This window comes from Lactobacillus sp. B4007 (assembly GCF_026535895.1).
Taxonomy (GTDB): domain Bacteria; phylum Bacillota; class Bacilli; order Lactobacillales; family Lactobacillaceae; genus Lactobacillus; species Lactobacillus panisapium.
Genome location: NZ_JAFNPA010000004.1, coordinates 245,647 through 267,294, shown reverse-complemented (window position 1 = coordinate 267,294; position 21,648 = coordinate 245,647). Strand labels below are relative to the sequence as shown.

The 21,648-nt window shown below is 38.4% G+C and carries 16 protein-coding genes; 3 read left to right on the top strand and 13 right to left on the bottom strand.

What is annotated here, in order from left to right:
* Positions 1-445 precede the first annotated feature (445 nt).
* Positions 446-1,753 carry a serine--tRNA ligase gene (serS, locus tag J3U54_RS08175; protein ID WP_103753126.1) on the bottom strand — a complete coding sequence of 436 codons (1,308 nt, stop codon included), beginning with the start codon at positions 1,751-1,753 and terminating at the stop codon, positions 446-448.
* A gap of 364 nt (positions 1,754-2,117) precedes the next feature.
* On the opposite strand from serS, the gene J3U54_RS08170 reads away from it, so the two are divergent.
* Positions 2,118-3,344 carry a CPBP family intramembrane glutamic endopeptidase gene (locus tag J3U54_RS08170; protein WP_267385687.1) on the top strand — a complete coding sequence of 409 codons (1,227 nt, stop codon included), beginning with the start codon at positions 2,118-2,120 and terminating at the stop codon, positions 3,342-3,344.
* Positions 3,345-3,417: 73 nt separating this feature from the next.
* Here J3U54_RS08170 and J3U54_RS08165 read toward each other — a convergent pair whose 3' ends face one another.
* The 4 genes from J3U54_RS08165 to J3U54_RS08150 all read right to left on the bottom strand — a co-directional run bounded on the left by J3U54_RS08165 (position 3,418) and on the right by J3U54_RS08150 (position 7,371).
* On the bottom strand, positions 3,418-4,383 hold the full coding sequence (locus tag J3U54_RS08165; protein WP_103753128.1) for an AEC family transporter: 966 nt from the start codon (positions 4,381-4,383) through the stop codon (positions 3,418-3,420).
* 12 nt (positions 4,384-4,395) lie between these two features.
* Positions 4,396-6,033, bottom strand: coding sequence for a malolactic enzyme (locus J3U54_RS08160; RefSeq protein WP_267385686.1), 1,638 nt, complete (start codon positions 6,031-6,033; stop codon positions 4,396-4,398).
* A gap of 205 nt (positions 6,034-6,238) precedes the next feature.
* The gene (locus tag J3U54_RS08155; RefSeq protein ID WP_220220720.1) at positions 6,239-6,766 is read right to left on the bottom strand and encodes a GNAT family N-acetyltransferase; all 528 of its coding nucleotides are present in this window, start codon (positions 6,764-6,766) and stop codon (positions 6,239-6,241) included.
* Positions 6,766-7,371, bottom strand: coding sequence for a TVP38/TMEM64 family protein (locus J3U54_RS08150; RefSeq protein WP_103753131.1), 606 nt, complete (start codon positions 7,369-7,371; stop codon positions 6,766-6,768). The genes J3U54_RS08155 and J3U54_RS08150 overlap by 1 nt, the downstream gene beginning before the upstream one ends.
* A 255-nt stretch (positions 7,372-7,626) precedes the next feature.
* Between J3U54_RS08150 and J3U54_RS08145 the strand changes: the two genes are divergently transcribed.
* Positions 7,627-8,412 carry an alpha/beta hydrolase gene (locus tag J3U54_RS08145; protein ID WP_103753132.1) on the top strand — a complete coding sequence of 262 codons (786 nt, stop codon included), beginning with the start codon at positions 7,627-7,629 and terminating at the stop codon, positions 8,410-8,412.
* Positions 8,413-8,531: 119 nt separating this feature from the next.
* Positions 8,532-9,908, top strand: a complete 1,377-nt coding sequence (locus J3U54_RS08140; protein ID WP_220232753.1) for an NAD-dependent succinate-semialdehyde dehydrogenase — start codon at positions 8,532-8,534, stop codon at positions 9,906-9,908.
* 54 nt (positions 9,909-9,962) lie between these two features.
* Here the strand turns inward: J3U54_RS08140 and J3U54_RS08135 are convergent, their stop codons facing one another.
* The 8 genes from J3U54_RS08135 to J3U54_RS08100 form a co-directional block, all read right to left on the bottom strand.
* Positions 9,963-10,979: a zinc ribbon domain-containing protein gene (locus J3U54_RS08135; RefSeq protein ID WP_267385685.1), complete on the bottom strand. Its 1,017-nt coding sequence runs from the start codon at positions 10,977-10,979 to the stop codon at positions 9,963-9,965.
* A gap of 114 nt (positions 10,980-11,093) precedes the next feature.
* Positions 11,094-12,662, bottom strand: coding sequence for an ATP-binding cassette domain-containing protein (locus J3U54_RS08130; protein ID WP_267385684.1), 1,569 nt, complete (start codon positions 12,660-12,662; stop codon positions 11,094-11,096).
* 341 nt (positions 12,663-13,003) lie between these two features.
* Positions 13,004-15,997: an MMPL family transporter gene (locus J3U54_RS08125; RefSeq protein WP_220220715.1), complete on the bottom strand. Its 2,994-nt coding sequence runs from the start codon at positions 15,995-15,997 to the stop codon at positions 13,004-13,006.
* A 24-nt stretch (positions 15,998-16,021) separates the two neighbouring features.
* Positions 16,022-16,576 carry a TetR/AcrR family transcriptional regulator gene (locus J3U54_RS08120; RefSeq protein ID WP_103753137.1) on the bottom strand — a complete coding sequence of 185 codons (555 nt, stop codon included), beginning with the start codon at positions 16,574-16,576 and terminating at the stop codon, positions 16,022-16,024.
* Between the two features lie 172 nt (positions 16,577-16,748).
* Positions 16,749-17,666 (bottom strand): serine hydrolase, encoded by a 918-nt coding sequence (locus J3U54_RS08115; protein WP_267385683.1) that lies wholly within the window; start codon positions 17,664-17,666, stop codon positions 16,749-16,751.
* 14 nt (positions 17,667-17,680) lie between these two features.
* A complete protein-coding gene (locus J3U54_RS08110; protein ID WP_103753139.1) occupies positions 17,681-18,598 on the bottom strand; it encodes a magnesium transporter CorA family protein in 918 nt (305 codons plus the stop codon).
* Between the two features lie 136 nt (positions 18,599-18,734).
* Entirely contained in the window at positions 18,735-20,039 is a 1,305-nt protein-coding gene (locus J3U54_RS08105; RefSeq protein WP_267385682.1) for an extracellular solute-binding protein, read from the bottom strand.
* Positions 20,040-20,317: 278 nt separating this feature from the next.
* Positions 20,318-21,628, bottom strand: a complete 1,311-nt coding sequence (locus J3U54_RS08100; RefSeq protein WP_267385681.1) for an extracellular solute-binding protein — start codon at positions 21,626-21,628, stop codon at positions 20,318-20,320.
* Between the last annotated feature and the right edge of the window lie 20 nt (positions 21,629-21,648).

Here is a 21,648-nt window from a genome sequence, read left to right as displayed (position 1 = left end):
CAAGGTACTACCTGCGACGCTCGTAAACGCCGCTGTTTTATTTTGCCAGATCTTTGTCCTCTTGTCAAGAACTTTTTTTCTGACCTCGCTGTTGCCTTTTTTACAACAGCGTTTATTATCTTACTAAACTAGCTCTTAGTTGTCAACTAGTTTTTTCGAATTTTTTTACTTGAGCAGTTAACTCACGCTAGCTCTCTCAAGCACAGATAATACTTTACTCTTTTTGCTATAACACGTCAAATCTTAGATTTTGTTCGTTATTTACTAATTATAAAAGTAAAATTAGTTTTGTCTAATGGCCATTATTACCTATTTTTTCTGATGTTTGACTACTTATTGGGCTAATTATTCGTAATTTGCCTTTTTTGAGCGCAACAGTTTGCGTAAAAAGATGGAAATTTTTTTGAAGAAAACAAAAAAATCCCGTAAAAAGGGATTTTATTTCTTAGATTAAGCTTTCTTCTTTGGTAATCTTGGTCATTCCATTCATGTAAGGAACAAGTGCTTCAGGAACAGTAACAGTTCCATCTTCATTTTGGTAATTTTCCAAAATAGCGGCAACTGTCCGTCCTACAGCCAAACCAGAACCATTTAGCGTGTGTGCCAAGTGTAATTTACCGTCTTCATCACGGTAACGGATTTGTGCACGACGAGCTTGGAAGTCAGTACAATTTGAGCAACTAGAAATTTCACGGTACTTATCTTGAGCTGGCATCCATACTTCCAAATCATAAGTCTTTGCACTTGTAAAACTGGCATCCCCAGTTGACAAAGCAACTACATGGTATGGCAAGTTGAGTTTTTGTAATAAGTGTTCTGCATTCTTAGTCAGTTTTTCTAATTCGTCCCATGAGTCTTCTGGTTTGCAGACCTTAACCATTTCCACTTTTCTAAACTCATGCATTCTAATTAGACCCCGGGTATCACGACCTGCTGATCCAGCCTCACTTCTAAATGCTGGTGACAATGCAGTTACATTAATTGGCAGTCTGTCTTCGTGAATAATTTCGTCACGGAAGTAGTTAACAAGTGGTACTTCGGCTGTTGGAATCAAAGTTAAGTCTAGTGGCTTATCTGGATCATCATTATCGACAATTGTATAAACATCCTCACGGAACTTAGGGAATTGACCTGTTCCTTGCATTGATTCGTCATTAACTAGGTATGGTGGTATTACTTCGGTATAACCTTCCTTAGTATTTTCATCTAAAAAGAAGTTAAAAACTGCTCTTTCAAGCAAAGCTCCCGCACCTTTATAGTAAACAAAACGTGCACCAGAAACTTTAGCACCACGATCCCAATCTAAAATATCTAAGTCAGTACCGATATCCCAGTGAGCCTTTGGCTTAAAGTCTAACTTGGTTGGCTCATGCCATTTACGGATTTCTTCATTATAGCTTTCATCTGGTCCAATTGGATCTGAATCATCTGGGAAGTTAGGCAATCTGAGTAAAATGTAATTTTGTTTTTCAGTTAGCTTCTCGACTTTTTCGTCTAATTCTTTAATTTCCTGTCCAACTTGCCGCATTTCAGCAATTGCATTTGATGCGTCTTCCTTATTTCTTTTAGCTTCAGCAATATCTTTTGAAACCTTGTTCCGCTTAGCCTTCAATTGTTCACTACGACTTAAGCCGTCTCTGCGCTCGGCATCAATTTTGACTAATTCATCAAGTTCTTCGGGCTTAATGCCACGTCTACCTAATTTATCCTTAGCCCAATCAAGATTCTCACGAATCACTTTAATATCTAGCATCTTTTTACCTCCATCAAAAAAGCCAATTCATCCCTCAAATTGGGACGAATTGGCTCTACATGGCTTCGCGGTACCACCCAGTTTCAGTCATTAGCATGACTGCACTTCATTAAGTTGGCGATAACGGTGCCGCAAACCGTGTAACTATTAATTACCCACATTAATGGAATCTGGAAACGACCTCTGTCCACTTTCACCACTACGTGCACTCTCTAAAACAGTCTTAGGATTCCGTGTTTGGATATTATTTTAAGTCATTCTCTTGTTTTTAGCAAATACTATTTCTACTTATATGAAGTATTTTGAAAAAGCAAATCATCTATTACCTTTTTTAGCTTATAATACTGATTATCAGGAGGCCAAAATGAAAATTACTAATCTACCTAAAAAGACTTGGCAAAAAATATATGATTTTCAGATTCTTTTTTGCTTACTTGCAGAAGTATTGCTGATGGTGAGCGGCTTGCACAATGCAACAAAGACGAAAAATCAGGTAACTGCTATTATTTTACTTGTGCTTTTTTTAGCACTGACAGTTTATGTTCAAAAAATGAAAGTTAAAGATAAATTTACTTACGAGTTTACGCGGTGGTTAAACCTACTTTTTGGCCCCGGCATCCTTTGCACTTTTTGGCTTAAAATCGGCAACTTACTTTTAGTGCATTTGCCCCAAATTGAAATTATTTGGGTACTACTATTATGGGCAGTGTTGCTTGGTTTGCTACTACCAATTGCCATGGTTTATGCCGCCCAAATTAAGAACTGGTTCTTAAGGCTGCTGATTGTTTTCTTATTAAATATCCAGTATGGACTGGTCAACACGTTAAAAGTCTCCAGAAGTCTCAAAATTATGCATTCACTTACGGGACAAGGAGTAATCGCGGCCATTAGCCTATTTATCTTGGCATGTTTTCTAGGAAAAGCTTGGGGTTTCAGGTTTAATCCCAACTTGAAATTTAACAAAAGCCAAAACTTCCAGCAAGTTACTTTTGTTTTACTCATTCTTTTTACATTATTAGACTTGTTTTACAACTGCTTTAACGCTTATTCCAAAGATATTTGGACCGTCTTTTTTAGATATGATTTTAATAATCTGAAATTTTCCTTACCTAATTTAACATGTGCAATCGAACCGGGTATCCTAGAGGAAGCTGTACGTTATCTAAACATCATCATCCTACTAGCAGGTTTTAACCACTTGCCAAAATGGCGGGTTCCAATTGCCATTTATGGTTCCACACTCCTTTTTGGACTTGCCCATCTTGGAAATGTTGGCTGGCACGGTGCAACCCTTTCGGCCACTATTATGCAAGCAATTGGTGTGACCGGTTGTGGCTTTTTATGGGCTGTTCTTTATCTTTATACGGGAAAGCTTTGGCCAGCAATTGTTGCTCACTTCATATCAGACTTCGTCGCTAATATGCTTACTGGTTGGAATTCTTCAGGATGGCACTGGCATGGTTATGCGACAGATTACATTTACACTATCTTGATCGTTGGCGTTCCACTTCTGTTTTCAATTTGGATGATGTTCGGCAAAGCTAGACAAGTAATGGAAGAAAATGCCGATCGAATAATGAATGTGAACTAGTTTGATTTTAATAAAAAAAGTCTGGGAAAATTTTCAGGCTTTTTTATTTCAAGATAAATCGTCAAATTACCAATTACAAAATAAATTCGGTTAACTCTAAAACGAGTGGAACAACAATTACAAATAAGACCGTTGAAGTAGTAACAACATTAGTTGCATATTGAACGTCTCCGTGAGATTCACCGACTAAAATCGGTAAAACGGCTAATGCTGGCGTAGCAGATTGAACTACTAAAGTTTCCTTTGCAAGGTTCGGTAATGCTGGGCCCCAATTAGCACCAAAGACAATCAAGATAATCATCAGCGCTGGTACTAAAATGAACCTTCCAAGTAGCGCCCAAATTGTATCACGGTCTAAGTGAATTGATTTCAAACCAGCATCGGCTAAAATAATTCCGATATAAATTAGTGACATTGGTGTAACAATTCCGCCCACCATGCTTAGCACAGTTGTAATCCATCCCGGAATTGGTACTTCAACTAATAAACATATTAAAGCAATTAGGAAACCTACTAATGGAGCAGGCAACAATTTCTTCCAATTAAATTTCTGCTGTTTCTGTTTTTGCACAGTTGGATCATCACTTGAGATGAAGAAGACCCCAATTGCCCAAGTAGAAACTGTATTTAACACATAATAAATCAGGAAGTAAGGCATACTTTTTTGCCCAAATAAAGCAATGTTTAATGGTAAGCCAATAAAAATCGTATTGGCATTAGTAATAGCATTGATGAAAGTCCCGCGTCTTCCTTTGCGGATACGAAGAACTTTACACAAGAGCCAAGCAAACAAATAGCTAAGGGCGAAACAAATGATGGCATAAACGAGGCCGCCAGTTAAACCAAACAATTTATCGCGAGTCAAATATTTCAACACGGAAACAAAAATTGAAGCTGGTAAAGCAATATTCATGATTAAATATGAAATATTGCCTTTAAACTGATCTCCTAGTTTTCCACTGCTGCGTAGCCAGTAGCCTAACGCAATGACCAATAACAGTTCAACAACACTAGTTAAAGAAGTAATAAAGGCTTGCATTGATCCTCACTCCTATTCATTTTTATATTCCGGAGCCCAGCGCAAAGCTTCAACAGCTTGCTTACCGTCGTCATATTCATTTTGATTGAGGTGATCCTTAATTGCTTGGTTAGCCACGGCATGTGCAACTGTTTGCGAAAAGATATTGAGCTTTTCAACTGGTGGTAAAACAGCAGCTCCCGGCTTAGTTGAATCAACGATTCCACCTAATGAGTGAGCAGCCACACTAATCATTTCATCGCTCAAAACTTTAGCATTAACTGCTAAAGCACCAAGTCCAAGTCCTGGATAAACTAAGGCATTGTTTGCTTGACCAATTTCATACTTAACACCTTGATAATCAACCGGATCAGCTGGAATTCCCGTAGCAACTAACGCCTTGCCCTTAGTCCATTCGATTAAATCTTGGGCTTTTGCTTCCGCCAATTGCGTTGGGTTGGATAATGGAAAAATAATTGGCCGTTCAGTGTGCTCCGCCATTTCGGTCACAATATCCTGAGTGAAGGCACCAGAACGAGTAGATGTTCCAACTAAGATGTCGGGATGAACCGCTTGAACTATACTCTTCAGATCCTTTAACTGATCCGCATTGGCAAATTCTGACCGCTTTCTGACAAAAGGCTTTTGCGCTGGCGTCAAATCAGGTGTATCGTCAAACAATAATCCCTGCTTATCAACTAAGTAGAAATGCTGCCGGGCCTCTTCAGGCTTTAAGCCCGCTTGCAACATTTCAGAATATACTTGTTCAACAATGCCAGTACCGGCGGTACCAGCTCCGAAGCAGACATACTTTTGCTCAGTCAACTTTTGCCCACTAATCTTTAATGCTCCTAAAATTCCGGCTAATACAATAATTCCAGTACCTTGAATATCATCATTAAACGTCAAAATATGATCACGGTACTTTTTCAGAATATTGTCTGCGTTATCACGGCCGAAATCTTCAAAGTGCAAATACAATCCTGGGAAAAGCTTTTCAACACACTGAACAAATTGATCTACAAACTGGTAATATTTTTCGCCATTAACCCGACTGTGTTTATTACCCAAGTAAAGATCATCTTTGAGTAATTTTTCGTTATTAGTACCGACATCGAGTACAACTGGCAAAACGCAAGCCGGATCCACACCAGCTGCGGCCGTATAAACCATCAATTTACCAACAGAGATATCAACTCCCTGAGTTCCCCAGTCGCCAATTCCGAGAATCTCTTCACCGTCAGTAACTACAATCAATTTAATATCGCGACCATCTGCGGCATTTTTTAAACTGGCTTCCATTTGATCAGGTTTATCGATTGAAAGGAAAGCGGCATTTTGCGGATTAACAAACAGGTGACTGTAATTTTCAATTGTTTCCGCAATTGTCGGATCATAAACAATCGGCATGAATTCGGTCACATGTTCACTAAAGATTTTAAAAAATAGCACCCGGTTGGTATTAAAAATAGTCATTAAAAAAATGCGTTTTTCTAAGTTAGTTGACTTTTCTTGGTACTGCAAATAGACTTCACGTACCTGGCTTTCAAGCGATTGCTCTTGCGGCGGCAACATCCCTTCTAAATGATATTGCTTACGTTGCTCTTCAGTAAAAGCTGTGCCATGATTCAAAAAAGGATCATTTAACCGATCTTGTCCTGTCTTTTCCATAATTCCACTCTCCAATCTAGACGAAATTTTTCTTTGGTTATTAACACTTTTAGCTTATTCCCATTATAGTGATAGTTCAAATAATTGAGCTTACCAATAAAATCACTTGACTTATTCATATTTTTGCTTAACTGATTTTGATAAAAAAGAAAAAAATATTTTTAAGTACAAAAAAAGACTAAGAAATCAATTTTCCTAGTCTCTTCTAGTTTAAGTTAGTCCAATCCGCCCGTTTAAGCAGATAATATTTTTCTTCATATGAAAATAAGTTGCTGATTTTACTCAAATCAACGGCATAAATAAATTTGAAACCTAAATTTCGCAATAATCTTTGCGAGCGTTCATTATTGGTAAAAGTACCGGCCCAGATCTGCTCTTGCTTTAACTTGCCAAAAGCAAAATTAAACAACAAAGTTAAGGCCTCCGTCATGTAGCCATGACCTGAAAACTCTTTATCTAATAAGAAGCCGACTTCCTTAGAGGTAAGTAGTTCGGCTTCATTAGTGCCGCGGTCATATAGTTCAACTAGGCCAATTAGTTTATGCGTTTTTTCCAAGCAGACCCCATAACTATACTTTCTGGCCGCATATTGGCCAGCTGCAATTTCGGCCTGAGTCAGATTTTGGTAATGATCAAAACCCGCTAACTGGTGATAGTACTTATCTTGGCCCCATTTTAAAAGTGTCGTTGCATCTTCAGCCTTAAATGGTCGCAAATAGATTCGTGCAGTCATTATTTGCCAACTACCTTAAGAAGCCAGTCCATTCCAAACATCAGGGCAAAGCTGTAGGCGGCAATTGTCCATGGCTTACCCAAAATGATAATCCAAAAGTAAGTCCAGAATTTCATATCGGTTAACCCGGCTAGCAGGCAAAGAACGTCATCAGGTGCCATTGGCGCAACAATACAGATTGCAAAAAACCAGTTAAATTTATTTTGGTTTTTGGTCCACTTCATATACTTATCGAGCGTTTTTTCCGAAACAATGTGCAGGATAAATGGTCGTCCATAAAAACGCGCAAGGAAAAAGTTGATGATTGAGCCAATGCAAACTCCGACATAGTTGTAGATAAACCCGGCTAATGGACCGAAGAAAATTACTCCGCCCAACAAAGAGACACCACCCGGAATAATTGGGATGACTACTTGGATAATTTGAATTAAGACAAAAATCACCGGCCCGATGATGCGCTTATCAGCCAAATATGCCTTCATCTTCGCTTGACTAGTAAAAATCCCTAAGCGGTACCAATAAATACACAATAGAATAATAATAATCCCGCTGACAACGGTCAAGATATTGATTAATCTTCGACTAGCTTTAGCTGAAAGATGCATAACTTACCTCCAATATTAGGCTAATTTTACCAAAAAATTCACTCAGATGATTACTTTTTTAGCTCTTCAGCACAATAATTATAATAACTTAAATATTTTAAAATTAATTATAGAAAAGGTAATTAAAAGATAGCAATTTATCATTCCAAGTTAAGTAACTAAAAATAAGGTACCAAGAAGGTAACTGTTTTTCAAAACATAAACACTTTTGCCTTTTAAAGTATAATAAATTCAAGAACGAATTGGAGGTTAGCAATGACGACTATTATTAATGATGTTCTTTATGATGAAAAAAAGCAGTTGGCAACCGATATTTATTTACCCGAGAAAACAAATGCGGAAACTAAAATCCTGTTATTCTGGCACGGTGGTGGTTGGTTTCGCGGTGATAAAAGTAACCTGAAGGATTACTGCACCCAAATTACGGAGCAGAATTTTATTGTGTTTGCGCCCAATTATTCGCTAGCGCCCAAACATATTTTTCCAGCCGCTCATAATGACAGTGTTACTTTTGTAAATTGGCTGCTTAACAGTTCGTATGGGCAAAATAGAACTAATGCAATTACCCAATTAGGTGCAAGCAGTGGCGGCGTAATGGCTCTATTTTTAGCGGGTAAATACGGTTTTCCAACTGTAACTTGGTCTGCACCTGTTTCTTTTTCTTCTTGGATGAAAAACCACCAAGATGTTCGTCCATCTCAGCAAGCAAATTTTGAATTTGGCATAACTGATTTAAAGCAAATTAATGATGCCTTTTACAAGTATTTTACTCTTACCTACACGGGCACGGATAAGCAGGAGACTTTGAAAAAATTAGACGCACAATCCTATGATTACGACAATCTAGGGCGTTTATTAATGCTTAACTCCACTAACGAATTATCGCCAACCGACTACTTACTTGATTTTATTAGTCAACTAGCTAAAGCCGATCATAGCGTTGACCTCAAACTAATTGCCGGCAAGCGTCATGCCATGTCCTATGCTAGCGACTATCTGGCCGAGTCCATCTCTTACCTTGCTAAAAAACCTGTTAAGTAAGTTACTTATAAATAATTAGTAAAGGTAACCAGAAAAACCTCACTTTTTGATGAAAACGGTTTATAATAGTTGTTATAAATTTTACTGCAATTAGTTGCAGTACCTAAGGAGATAACAAGATGGCTAAATATCAATCAATTAATCCGTACACTAACGAAACCTTTGCCAGTTACGACAATCCGACCGCTAGCCAAATTGAAGACTCAATCAACTTAGCACATGCACTTTACCAAAAATGGCGTCATGAAGAGCCAGAAAGCCGGTGTAAGACATTACATCAAATTGCGACAGCCTTTCGTGAACATGAACAAGAAATGGCAGAAATCATGACCCGTGAAATGGGTAAAATGATTGGTGAATCAAAGGGTGAAGTTGAACTTTGTGCTTCAATCTGTGATTACTACGCCGATCATGGTCCTGAAATGCTTAAGCCTCAACCGATCGAGTCTAAGCTGGGCAAGGCTTATTACCTTAAGCAAGCTACTGGCGTAATCATGGCATGTGAACCATGGAATTTCCCACTTTATCAAGTAATTCGCGTGTTTGCTCCTAACTTTATCGTTGGAAACCCGATTTTATTAAAACACGCCCACAATGTTCCCGGATCAGCAGCCATGACTGCCAAGATTATTAAGCAAGCTGGTGCACCAGAGGGCAGCTTAATCAACCTCTACCCAAGTTATGACCAACTTGATGACATTATCGCTGATCCACGAGTTCAAGGAGTTGCTTTAACTGGCTCAGAACGGGGCGGTTCATCCGTTGCCGAAAATGCTGGTAAGAATCTAAAGAAATCAACGATGGAATTAGGCGGAAACGATGCGTTTATTGTTTTGGACGATGCTGACCCACAAGTCTTAAAGAAGGCTTTGAGTACCGCGCGAACATACAACGACGGACAAGTCTGCACGTCTTCTAAGAGAATCATTGCAGTTAAAACCCGTTACGACGAAGTCTTACATGAATTAAAGAATTCTTTTGCTGCACTGAAGCCAGGTGACCCGCTTGATCCAGCTACTACTTTGCCACCAATGAATTCTGCTAACGCTAAAGACAAGTTAACTAAGCAAGTTGATGAAGCAGTTAAAGCAGGTGCCAAGGTCTTTTACCAATATCCAGAAATTGATTCTGCTGGTGCCTTTTTCCGGCCAATTATTTTAACTAATGTTGACAAGCAAAACCCAGCTTATGATCAAGAATTTTTCGGCCCAGTTGCAATTGTGTATGAAGTCGAAGATGAAGATGAAGCCATAGCTTTGGCAAACGACTCAAGTTATGGTTTAGGCTCATCAGTTATCAGCGCCGACGTAAAGCATGCACAAGAAGTAGCAGCTCAGATTGAAACAGGCATGACCGTTATTAACGGCACGTGGATCAGTTCAGGCGAATTGCCATTCGGCGGAATTAAAAAATCTGGCTATGGTCGTGAACTAAGTGATCTTGGCATGATGGCTTTTGTCAATGAGCACCTAGTAATCAGTATGCCAACCGAATAATTTAACTAGTAATAAAAAAGGCTAGACGAGATGCGTCTAGCCTTTTTATTGTCCCTAATTTTTATTTTTAAATAAGTTGTAGCCAAGTAAAATCGTCATCATCACACTAGATAAAATCAAGAAGTATGTCGATGCCCCGATTGAAACTGCGTATAAAAGCAGCTGGCTAGTAATATTCTTTAAAATGCCCGTATTTGATAATGCACTGTTTGACATGCGATAGATTAAATAGACGAGAAATACTGTCTCAATTAACGATAAGACAAAGGAAATCTGGCGCCCTTTAGCCGTATCTTTCAACGTATTATAGGTAATAATCAGTGGAAAGAGCAAAATTAGTAGCCAAATTACACAGACAATTACCCCAGAAAGCATGGTTTCGCTAGATGAGAATAACCGGCCGGCTAAGCCAAATGCCACCCTAGTAATCGACATTTTGCCGCTATACGAAATATCAGTTACTGATGCACCTGAGCCCGTGAATAAGACAACCAGGTTAATAACTGCCATCAAAATTACAAGCAGCTGCACATAATTAAAATGCTTTTTAACCGTTGCGACCTCTTCTTCCACACGTTGCTCGCCTTTGGTTGACCTCTTCCTGGACTTGACCTTTTGTTTTGAATCTTCAACATTATTAAACAAGTTAGAGCCGATTTGATTAACTTTTTCTGTCAGTCGCTCATCTACCGTGTAACGCTCAATGTCAGCAGTTCGGACGCAAACAGCATACAGCCAAACTAGCAAGGCAAAAAAGCAGATCCAACCAATACTTCGCGAAAAACTCATTATTAGCAACAATGCAATTCCCAGCAAAAAGACAATCATACTATTAAGATGCATCCATTGCAGCATTTTCTTAATCGTTAAGTTTTGCTTTTTAGGATAAAACTCTTTCCGATATGCCTCACGACTGGCAATTTTCTTTGCAGTATTTTTATTTTCATAATTGGCGGTCTGGTGCTGATCCGTAAAGAACGTATCACGATATTTTTGTAAATTAAACTGACAGTTAGGACAAACTTTGTCATTATCAGTAATTGACCGGCCACAATTTGGACAAGTAGTCATAAGAAACTCCCTTTGCTCAGATATTTATTTAATATGTTAATCATAAAACAAAAAGCACAATAAAGAAAACTTCTTTATCGTACTTTTTTATCTTTACTATTAAACGGCGCTCGTCTAATGGTTTTGCAATTGTTCAATTTCAGCTGTTAATTGCTTGATTTTTGTAACTGAAGCTTCTGGAGCAAGCATTAACTGGTCGCGCTGAAACTTTAATAATTCAAGATTATTGTAATTACTAGCTGATGATTGCTTGCTAGCCGCCACTTTAGTAGATAGCCGCTGATGATTAATCGTCCATTTTGGTAACCCTAACTGCTCAATAAATGATTGATCATGCGAAACGATAATCAGTGCGTAAGGATAAGCGGCAATAAAGTCCGCGAGAGCAGCAAGGGCTTCTAGGTCAAGAAAATTAGTAGGCTCATCCAATAGCAGCAAGTTATATTTGCCCGTCAATATTCGCGCCAAATTAAAACAAACTAACTGACCACCAGATAAGTTTTTAACTTTTTGATGCCGTATCTGCCATAAGTGAAGATCACCCAGAACTTGCATAGTAACACTGGTAGCAAAAATGCTGCTTTTCATAATCGCTTCGAGCACCGTTTGGTCTGATTGCAGCTTAATGATATTTTGCGTAAAATAGCCTATCTGCAACTGGGGATGGTAAAAGCCGGTTAGCTTACGCTCAAACAGCTCTTTTAGAAAAACTGATTTACCCACACCGTTGGCACCTGTTAGGATAAGCTTATTTTGGTAGGTCAAATTGACTTCCTGTTCAATTGTAAAAAGTAATTTGTGGTATGCCACTACTTTTTGCGGATTGAGTCTTAAAGCCTTGCTTTTAGGTGCAATTGCTTCATTCTTCATCTGGGCAGCACCGTTTTTTAAGGTGATTTGTTTACGAACAACTGGCCTAGTTAGCGTTTTTGCTTCTTTTTCAATTCGCCTTGATAAATTTTTGGTTGCACGAGCCACATTATTAGCGGCTTTTACTTTTCCTAGCGACTTTGAACGCCAGTCAGAACTGCTAATGTGCTTTTTCGGATGGCTAAAGGAATCAGCTTGTTTAGCATGCCGTTTAAAACTAGCTTTTAATTGGTTAAGATGCTTTTCCTGCTCGTTATATTCTAATTGCATACGTGCAGCCTGCTTTTCCTGCGCTCGTTTAAATTCTGAGTAAGTTCCCTTAAAAGTGATTACACGCTGGTCCTTAATACACCAAATTGTGTCACAAACTTGATTTAGAAAATGCTGATCGTGGCTGATAATTAGACACGAACTTTTTAGACCACGCATTAAGTTAATTAGCCATTTTTGCTGCTCAAAGTCTAAGTTTGAAGTCGGCTCGTCCAATAAGAACAATGCTTTTGGTGCGTTTCTTAATTGTGCAATTGCCCTACTAATGGCCAACTTTTCACGCTGGCCACCACTTTTATCTTGCGCATTTAAGAGCTGCGGAACATAAGCCCAATTACAGAGTCTTGTTATTGATCCCGTAGCTTTAATTAGCTCAGATGGGTTATTTATATCAGCAATTAGCTTCATCAAAGTGGTTTTACCAACCCCATTAGTCCCGATCAAGCCTATCTTTTGCTTTGAATTAATTCCAAGGCTAGCAATTTCAAATAATTTTTTCGCTGCCACATTTACTGTTAAGTGATTGATTTTTATTAATTCCAATTTTTACCTCGGTAATAGATTAACTGATCTGATTGATGCCAGTTTCAGTTTTCATTGGACTGCCCTCCTAGATATTAATAACGATCGTTAAACTAGTAGGTGCCACTATTAGCGTTTGATAAAAAAGGTCATCAATGCTAATTTGCGTTACCTATTAAAAACTATTCTTGACATGACTCTTTCCTCCATTAGATTAATTTTTTCATTTATTACTTAATTGTATTTCATTATTTATCTGATTGCAAAACTGCCATATTATCAAGTGCGGCCTGGGTTTTAAAGGTAAACAAAAAAAGACTGACCTCTCAATTTGAGAAATCAATCTTTCTGTTTCAGGTTATTTAGCCTTTTACTCGTCTACTCTTCTTTTTCCAATGAACACCTTCATAAGTCAGCTTAACTGCTGCAGATAAGGTAATTGGCATAATGAAGACGAGAATAATCAAACCAATAATTACTGCTAATGCAACCTCAATCAAAGTTGGAATGCCTGATGGAATTAAGGCTGCAAAAGTACCGCCTAGAATAATTGCGGCTGAAACAACAACTGTTCCGATAATACCACAAGCTTTAAGCATTCTTTCACTTGGCTTATTACCTTCAATTGCACGGTAACGTGTCATGAGGAAGATACTGTAGTCAACTCCGAGGGCAATTAACATAATGAAACCAAAGAATGGCGTATTCCAAGTTAATAAGTCCTTGCCCATTGTAGCTTTTACAACCCATTCAGTAATTGATAATGAGCAGAAGTAAGCAATGAGAAGCGTGCCCAGAATATAAACTGGTTGCAGCAATGAACGAGTGACAAAGATTAACGCAATGCCAATTCCGATCAACATAATTGCAGCTGTTCTAATAAAGTCTTTATTAGCAATATCCTTAATATCGGCAATGTTGGAACTTTCACCACCCATGGCAATCGTTGCTTTACCTAAGCGACTTCCTTGCAATGACTTCTTAGCCATTGAACTAAGCTCCTGCGCTTTTTCAGTTGCTTCAGTTCCGCTCGGGTTTGAATTAAAGACAATCATAATCATTGCTGACTTTTTATCTGGACTAAGGTAGTTATCAACTGAAGTCTGGAAAGTATCATTTTTGATAAATTCCTTCGGAATGTAAAAACTATCTGCTGCAGATGAGCTAGCAAGACCCGTTAAGTAAGCTGCTCCTTGGCCTAAGCCGCTGTTAACTTCATCAACACCTGAAGTTAATTTAGGCGTTCCTGAAGCAAGTTGCCCTGCACCGGTATTTAACTGACCGACACTTGAATTTAGTTGACCAATACTGGAGCTAAACTGGCCTACACTTGAATTTAATTTACCAAGATTTGAATTTAGTTGACCGACACCACCGTTTAATGTGGTAGCACCTGAATTCAATTGACCAGATGCAGAGGCTAATCTGCCCACACCTGACTGCAATTGACCCATTTGGCCCGAGACGTTTGGCATAGAAGCCGAAACTTGCGACCATGATTTTTCAAGAGCTGCGCCAGCTGCTTGCATGGCGGCCATCTTTTGTTGTGGCGTTAATCCAGGAACACTATTAATGCTTTGTGCCAGATTAGCCTTATAGCTCTTTTCAAGTGCAGCTTTAGTATTTGATTGTGCGGCTGCAATTCCTTGAGAACCTGCAGATAGCTGCGAATTTAATTGGTTTAAGCCGCTAGTCATCTGAGCAGTGCCGCTTTGTAAACGGCCGGAGCCGCTTTGCAATTGACCAGCACCACTTTGTAATTGGCTAGTGCCACTTTGTAACTGGTTAGCTCCGCTCTGAAGCTTACCTGTTCCATCCTGTAATTGACTAGTACCGTCGGCTAATTGGCTTGCACCATTAGCTAACTTCTTACTTGCCTTGCTTAGTTTACCTAGACCAGCACGCGCCTGGTCAACCCCTTGATTAACAGTGTTCAACTGATTTTTAACATAAAGCTGATCAATTTCTTCACCGTAAGGTTGGGTGACAGAAGTTACTAGTGAGACATCCCCTGAGGACTTTAATTGTCTCGTCAGTTGATCGATTAAGCGCAAGTCCGCTTCGTTATCAAGACGATGATTACTCTTGATATACAAAGTAGAAGGCTCAGCCATACCAGCTGAGAAGTGCTTTTGAACTACACGCATCCCTGCTTTTGCTGGCTCTGCGTTATCAATTTCGTCGGTGTCATCATAATTTAGATGACCTGAGTACATCAAAGCAAATGGAGTTACCACAACTGCAAGGACAATTAAGTAAATAATTGGGTGTGCTAGTGTTCCCTTAGAAATACCATGCCATAGTTTATCTTCTTGTTCACCAGTAAATTTCTTAACTGGCCAGAACATTTTTTCACCTAAAACAGCCATAAAGAATGGGTTCAAGGTTAATAAAACAATTAATAAGATTGCTACACCAACTGCCACACCAACTGCTGATTGGTAAATGGAGAAGTTAGCTAAGCTTAGGGCAGAAAATCCAATCAGGATAGATGAGCCCGAATATAGAATAGTTTTCCCAGCAACTTTGAGGGAGCTTTTCATCGCTTCATAGCGATCCATTCCCTTACCCAAATCTTCTTTAAACTTATCATACAAAAGAATATTGTAGTCCGTACCAATTCCGAACAAAACAATAATCATGAAGACCTGCGTAAAGTTTGAAAATGGGAAGTTTTGGAACTTCACTAAGTTAGTAACAATTGAAAAGGCGGTAATGAAAGACACCCCAACTGTTAATAACGAAATCAGTGGCACAATTGGTGACTTAAATACAATCACTAATACGATAAAGATGAAGATGACAGTAATAACCTCTGTTTTCTTTATCCCTTCTTGGATTGAATTTGAAAAGGAATTCTGTAAAACATCGGCTCCCGTAACATAAGTCCGAATTCCCGTTGTTTTAACAGCTTTATTCAGCTCTTGTTCAACATCATTGACCGGACCATGCTTTTTCGCAACATTAAGCTGCAAAATCCAGGCTTTGTCGTCCTTGGACTGCAATTGCTTTTTCGTTGCGATATTATCATCCGGTGCCATGACCATCTTAATACCGTACTTACTCTTGTTTTCTTTTAATTGGTCAATCGTTTCATTGATTGCGTTTTTATCATCTGCGGTTAATTTACCTTTTTCCTTGTTGAAGACAACTGCTATTTGATAAGTGTCCTTTTGCTTAGGTCCCCAATCATTTTGAATTGACTTAGCGACCTCGCTTTGAACATCTTGCGGCAAGGAAATGTTTGAGTGCTCACGCGTTAATCCGGTAACATCTGGCAAAGCCACAACAGAAATAATTAAAATTAAAATCCATGCTATGAATGAAAAAATATGGTTCTTTAATAGTTTTTGCACTCTGCTTTTCCTCTCTATTCTTAATTAAATATTTTTTGGCTGAACTAATTTGAGAATCAAATCATGGTAACCTTGATCGGCCTCTTTACTAGTTTCATTCTCAAAAGATGCTGATACGTCTAGAAAAACATATCCTAATACCGCACCGATTAAAGAATGAAGTGAAACAGTACTGTCACTTCTTAAATTCAATTTATCGGCCAATGCGATTACATTCATGATTTCCTTAGTGATAGCATCCTCGGGTTTATACTCATTCAGGTGATAAAGAATACTAAAAAGTGCGGGATCATTCAAAATAAAATTACGTACAATATCCGCAAATCTCAGTAAAGCTTCCTCTCCTGCAATGCCCATCAGATTTTCAACCAGCTTTTTACTTAATATCTTAATCCTGCTTGCACCAACAAGTGATAATAATTGCTTACGACCTGAAACATAGTGATAGAGTGACTGTGAACGAACGCCTAACTCTTTAGCTAGGTTCGGCAGAGTAGTCGCAGAAAGTCCTTTTTGACCAATCAGCTCCGTCGCCTTCGCAATCACCTTATCAAGATCGAGGCTTCTCTTTTTAACCAAATTCACCCCTCCTTATAACAGCATAGTGAACAATATAGCACTACAGTTTGAAGATTACAATCTACAAAGTGTAAATTATTATTATTTTTTTGCTAAGAGTTAGGTGAAGGCCTGTGATACAAGACTTTTTTGGACATAAAAAAATCCAAAAACTTGGATTAATTAGTTTATTTTACTTAAAAAAGCCGTTAACTGTTTTACCTAAATTACTAAAACTGCGGTCAGAACTAGCCCAGACGCTCACACAGTATGCGTGACCGTGACTTTGCACAAGTGCAACGTTTGCTCTGCTATCACCAATAGCATAAATAGTTGCACCGTTAGTTTGTGCCACAATCTTGGGCTTTTTACCAGTTAGACTAAGTGAACCCAGCGCCATATTGGCATATTGCCGGTTCAAAGTTTTATTTTGGTACAAATTGTTCATCACTGCAGCTAAGTCAGCAGCCGTTGTTGTGGCCACCGGGCCAGCCGAATAATGCTCACCGAATTTGGTGTTGGTCGCACCCATTTTATGCGCTACTTCATTGATTTTAGCGGGCTTAACTTTTCTTGTTAAAGCATTCCCAGCAGTCTTATTTTTACGCATTAAAGTCTGCTTTAAAAAGGTTACGCCATATGCAATTCCGGGTTTAAGCATTTTTTCGCCCTTAGCTCGATCCGCTTTTTTTACCTTAATCGCAGTATGGTCACTCAGTTTACCATGTTGCTCCTGATAGTAAATAGCCGCAAGCAAAAAGAGGTTACCCGTAGCACCAACTTCATGTGCTTTTGCAGTATTTGATACCCGCGCAAATTTACCTGAATTCAGGTCCTGAACACTAACTTGATAACTCTGATCTTTTCCCATCACCTTTTCAATTTGCTTTGACCAATTCTGATTACTGCCAGAAGCAACTTTAATGTGATTGGGATATTCAACTGCTGCCATTTTTGGTTCATGGGCAGTTTTACCCTTAGACTTATTGGTGGTATTTTTTTGATTTACAATTTGAACTTGCGAATTCTCTACTCGCTTAATGTTAACCGAATACAGCATAAATGCTAGTAATGTTGTTATTAAAGAGCCGATGAGGACTTTATTTTTCATTTTTTTGCCTCAATTTAGAAGAAATGATGTCGTTTCATTAATACAATCAACCAGACCATTAAAAGAATCGTGATCAACATGATTGCAATCCAATCAGACGAATTATGACTTACTGGTAAGCTAACATTCATCCCGTAAAAACCCGTTAGAATGGTCGGAATAGTCAAAACTAATGACCACACCGTGAGGAATTTCATCGTGTCGTTTAGGTTATTGTTCATCATGTTATTGGATGTTGCCGAGAGAGTTTGCGTTACTTGCTGCGAAATCTTAACCATTTCTGCTGACTGATTTGATTCAATTAAAACATCGTCCAGCCGCTCGCGTGCCGGCTTAGTGAAATCCAATTCCGACAATTTTAAACTGTGCAGCATCATTAAATTGGTTTGAATTGAACTGGATAAGTAGACCAAACTTTTTTCAATACTTGATAATTCAACTAAATCTTTATTATCAATGTCATCTGATAATTTTTGATCAAGCGTATTCCGCTGTACATCTAACTGTGTAACTGCTCGCTGAAAGTATTGCGATAAAAATAACAGAAATTTCATCAATAATTCCGTTACATCTTGTGCCGTCGACAATTCACGTCTCATTGCTAAATCATTGAATTCATCAAAAACGTAACTGGTTGATTCAGTGTGAAAAGTAAAGATATTCTCACCCGAGACCAAAAAAGTAACCGGATGTGATGTAAAGTGCTTAATTGTTTTAGTAGGCCAAATTGGTACATCATAAACCATCAAGTGGATATGCGTGTGGGTATCGTAATCATAGTGTGGGCGCTCATGACGGTCAGAAATGTAAGAAATCATATCGGGCGTAAAATTAAACTCGTCCTGTAATGTATTACTGTCATCTTCACTTAGATTACTAATGTCAAACCACCGATACTTGGTTGCCACCGGAAATTTCTGTTCTTTAATCATTTTCTTCACCCCTAGGTTGATGAATTAATAGACGCAAAAAGTCATATTAATGTTCTTTTATTTTACCATTCATGTGAAAAACGATAAATAAAAAAACAGGTGTAAAAACCTGCTTTTTATTTCTGTCAATTAATGATTATTGTTTCCAAGCTGCATCAAACTTGGTCTTTCCAGTATTAATAGCCTTGTTCACATTTCTATTTTTCTGAGCCGCAGAAAGAATTGATTGCATAATTGGCGTCAATTGGCTAAAAGTGGCACTTGAGTCCTTAATAACCGGAACGCTGTAAAGCGAATTAGTTGACCAGATTGTCTCCAATTTTGCTGGCAATTTAAACTGCTTAATTGACTTGTATTCTGTAGACTTAGTTGCATCCTCATTAACAGGAATATAGCCCGTCTTTTTGGCCCACTTAATCTGACCTTGCTCTGAGGACAGGAACTTCATGAACTTAAAGGCCGCTGCTTTTTGCATTGCACTTGCCCGATTGAACATGTAAATATCGGTTCCCTGCTGCATCGTATACTTGCTTGGACGTGCCGCAACTTCATAGGTAAAACCCTTTCTTGCCGCCTGCTTAATCCAAGTTTCTGTTGAAGACGAGGTCACAAACATCGCTAACTTGTTATTTGTGAATGGAATGTATAAGTACTTATCAGAACCAGCCATTCTGAAGTAGCCTGCTTTTTCACCAGCTACATAATAATTAAGCACTTTTTTGGAAGCCTTGCCGGTAAAATCAATCTTACTAGAAAAATCTTGGCCCTCGTTCTTCATGCCCAACACATAGTAGTTATCAAGATCATCAAAGCCGGCACCGGCTACCTGATGATTACTCTTCTGGTAAATTGTTTGCGCAGCCTGTTTTAATTCTGCCATGGTGGTTGGTACTTTGGTTACACCGTACTTTTTAAGCATTGCAGGATTATAAATCAAGACTTCAGTTGATTTATTAAACGGAATACCATATTGCTTGCCGTTAATTTTAGCGCCATTAAGCATATCGGCTTTAATTCCTGAAGCAGCTGAACTCCCCCAACCAACATCATGGTTATTAATGTAAGGAGTTAAATTGACCAACATGTTATTTTTAGCGGCACTTTCAAGCCAACCAGGATAAGCTTGGGTAATTGTTGGCAGGTTCTTCGGTGATTGCATCGTCGAATTCAGTTTTGCCTGTAAATCATCGTAATTTCCTTGTTGTTCCAACTTGATTTTAATATTAGAATTCTTGGCTTCAAACTCTTTTGCAAGACTCTTTAATGTATCGGCTTGAGCTCCCTGCATTCCGTGCCAGAAGACCACCGTGGTTTTCTTTGTTACCTTAGGAATCTTATTTGATGTTGATGTTGAAGATGAATTATTGTTTGAGCAAGCAGCAGTTCCTACTAAAGCCAAACCGGCCACAGCAATTGCAGCTAGCTTCTTACCAAATTTCATTTTTTCTATTTTTCCTCCAAAATACTGGTTTAACCAACAATAAATAGTTGATCATTTAATTCTTATTTATTGTATAGCATGAAAAGTAAGATTACAATAAAAATTAACTGAAAAATTCGGTTTTATTTCGTTTATTTATTATTTTAGCAAAAATAGTTCGGCTTTAGATCAATTTGACTAAAATTAGCCGTATTTCGTTCTAATTCCTTACTTTGATAAACAAAAAAGGATTTATCGCCTACGACAAATCCTTTTTAAGTAATCTTGCTATTTAGTTTTTATTGTTTCCAAGCAGCATCAAATTTTGCTTTGCCTGAATTAATTGCACTATTCACATTTTGCTTCTTCTGGGCAGCAGCTAAAATATTTTGCATAATTGGATTAAGTTGACCATATGCAGCACCAGCATCCTTAACAACTGGAACACTGTAGAGGTTCTTCATTGCATCTTCTAACTTAGCTGGAAGCTTAATCTTCTTAGTATCCTTGTATTCAGCTGAATCAGCGGCAGCATTGTTAACTGGAATGTAGCCAGTTGCGTTAGCCCACTTAAGTTGACTAGATTTTGAAACTAAAAACTTAATGTAAGTAAATGCAGCTGCTTTTTGGTCTGCAGAAGCATGGTTAAACATGTAAATGTCTGTACCTTGTGACATTGTGTATTTGCCAGGACGAGGAGCAACATCATAAGTAAACTTGTTGCCAACGCCTTGCTTAACGAAACCTTCACCAGCTGAAGTACCAATAAACATTGCCACCTTTTGGTTAGCAAATGGTCCTGAAAGATAGTGTTCTGAACCAGCTACTCTAAAGTAACCGGCCTTAATACCGTTAGCATAGTAATTAATTACTTTCTTCGAAGTAGCACCAGCAAAGTCAATCTTGCTTGAGAAGTCGACACCTTCGTTTTTCATTCCCAAAGTGTAGTAGTTTGATAATGAATCAAAGCCAGCACCAACAACTTTGTGATTACTCTTCTTGTAGATTGTTTCAGCATCCTCCTTCAATTCAGCCATTGTTGTAGGAGCCTTCTTAATACCGTACTTCTTGAATATATCAGCATTATAAGTCAAAGTTTCAATCGACTTGTTAAATGGAATACCGTATTGTGTACCTTCAATCTTGGCACCATCTAAAAGGGCAGTTTTAATATCAGAAGCTTTACTACTTCCCCAGCCCACTTCTTTGCTGTTAATGTATGGTGTCATGTTGACAAGCATTTTGTTCTTGGCTGCTGTGTAAAGCCAGTCAGGATATGCCTGCGTAATGGTTGGCAAGTTGCTTGGCGATTGCAAAGTTGAATTAATCTTTGCCTGCAAGTCAGGGTATGCACCTTGATTTTCCAATTTGACCTTAATCTTTGGATTATCCTTTTCGAATTCCTTGGTCAATTCCTTTAAGGTTTCTTGCTGAACGCCTGGCATACCATGCCAAAATACAATAGTCGTATTCTTTTTCACCTTGGTAATCTTAGCTGAACTACTAGACGATGATGATGAAGAACTATTTCCACTATTCGAACAAGCAGCAGTACCTACCAGTGTCAAACCAACAGCAAATGCTGCAGCAAGCTTCTTACTAAACTTCATTTGGTAAACCTCCCAAAAAT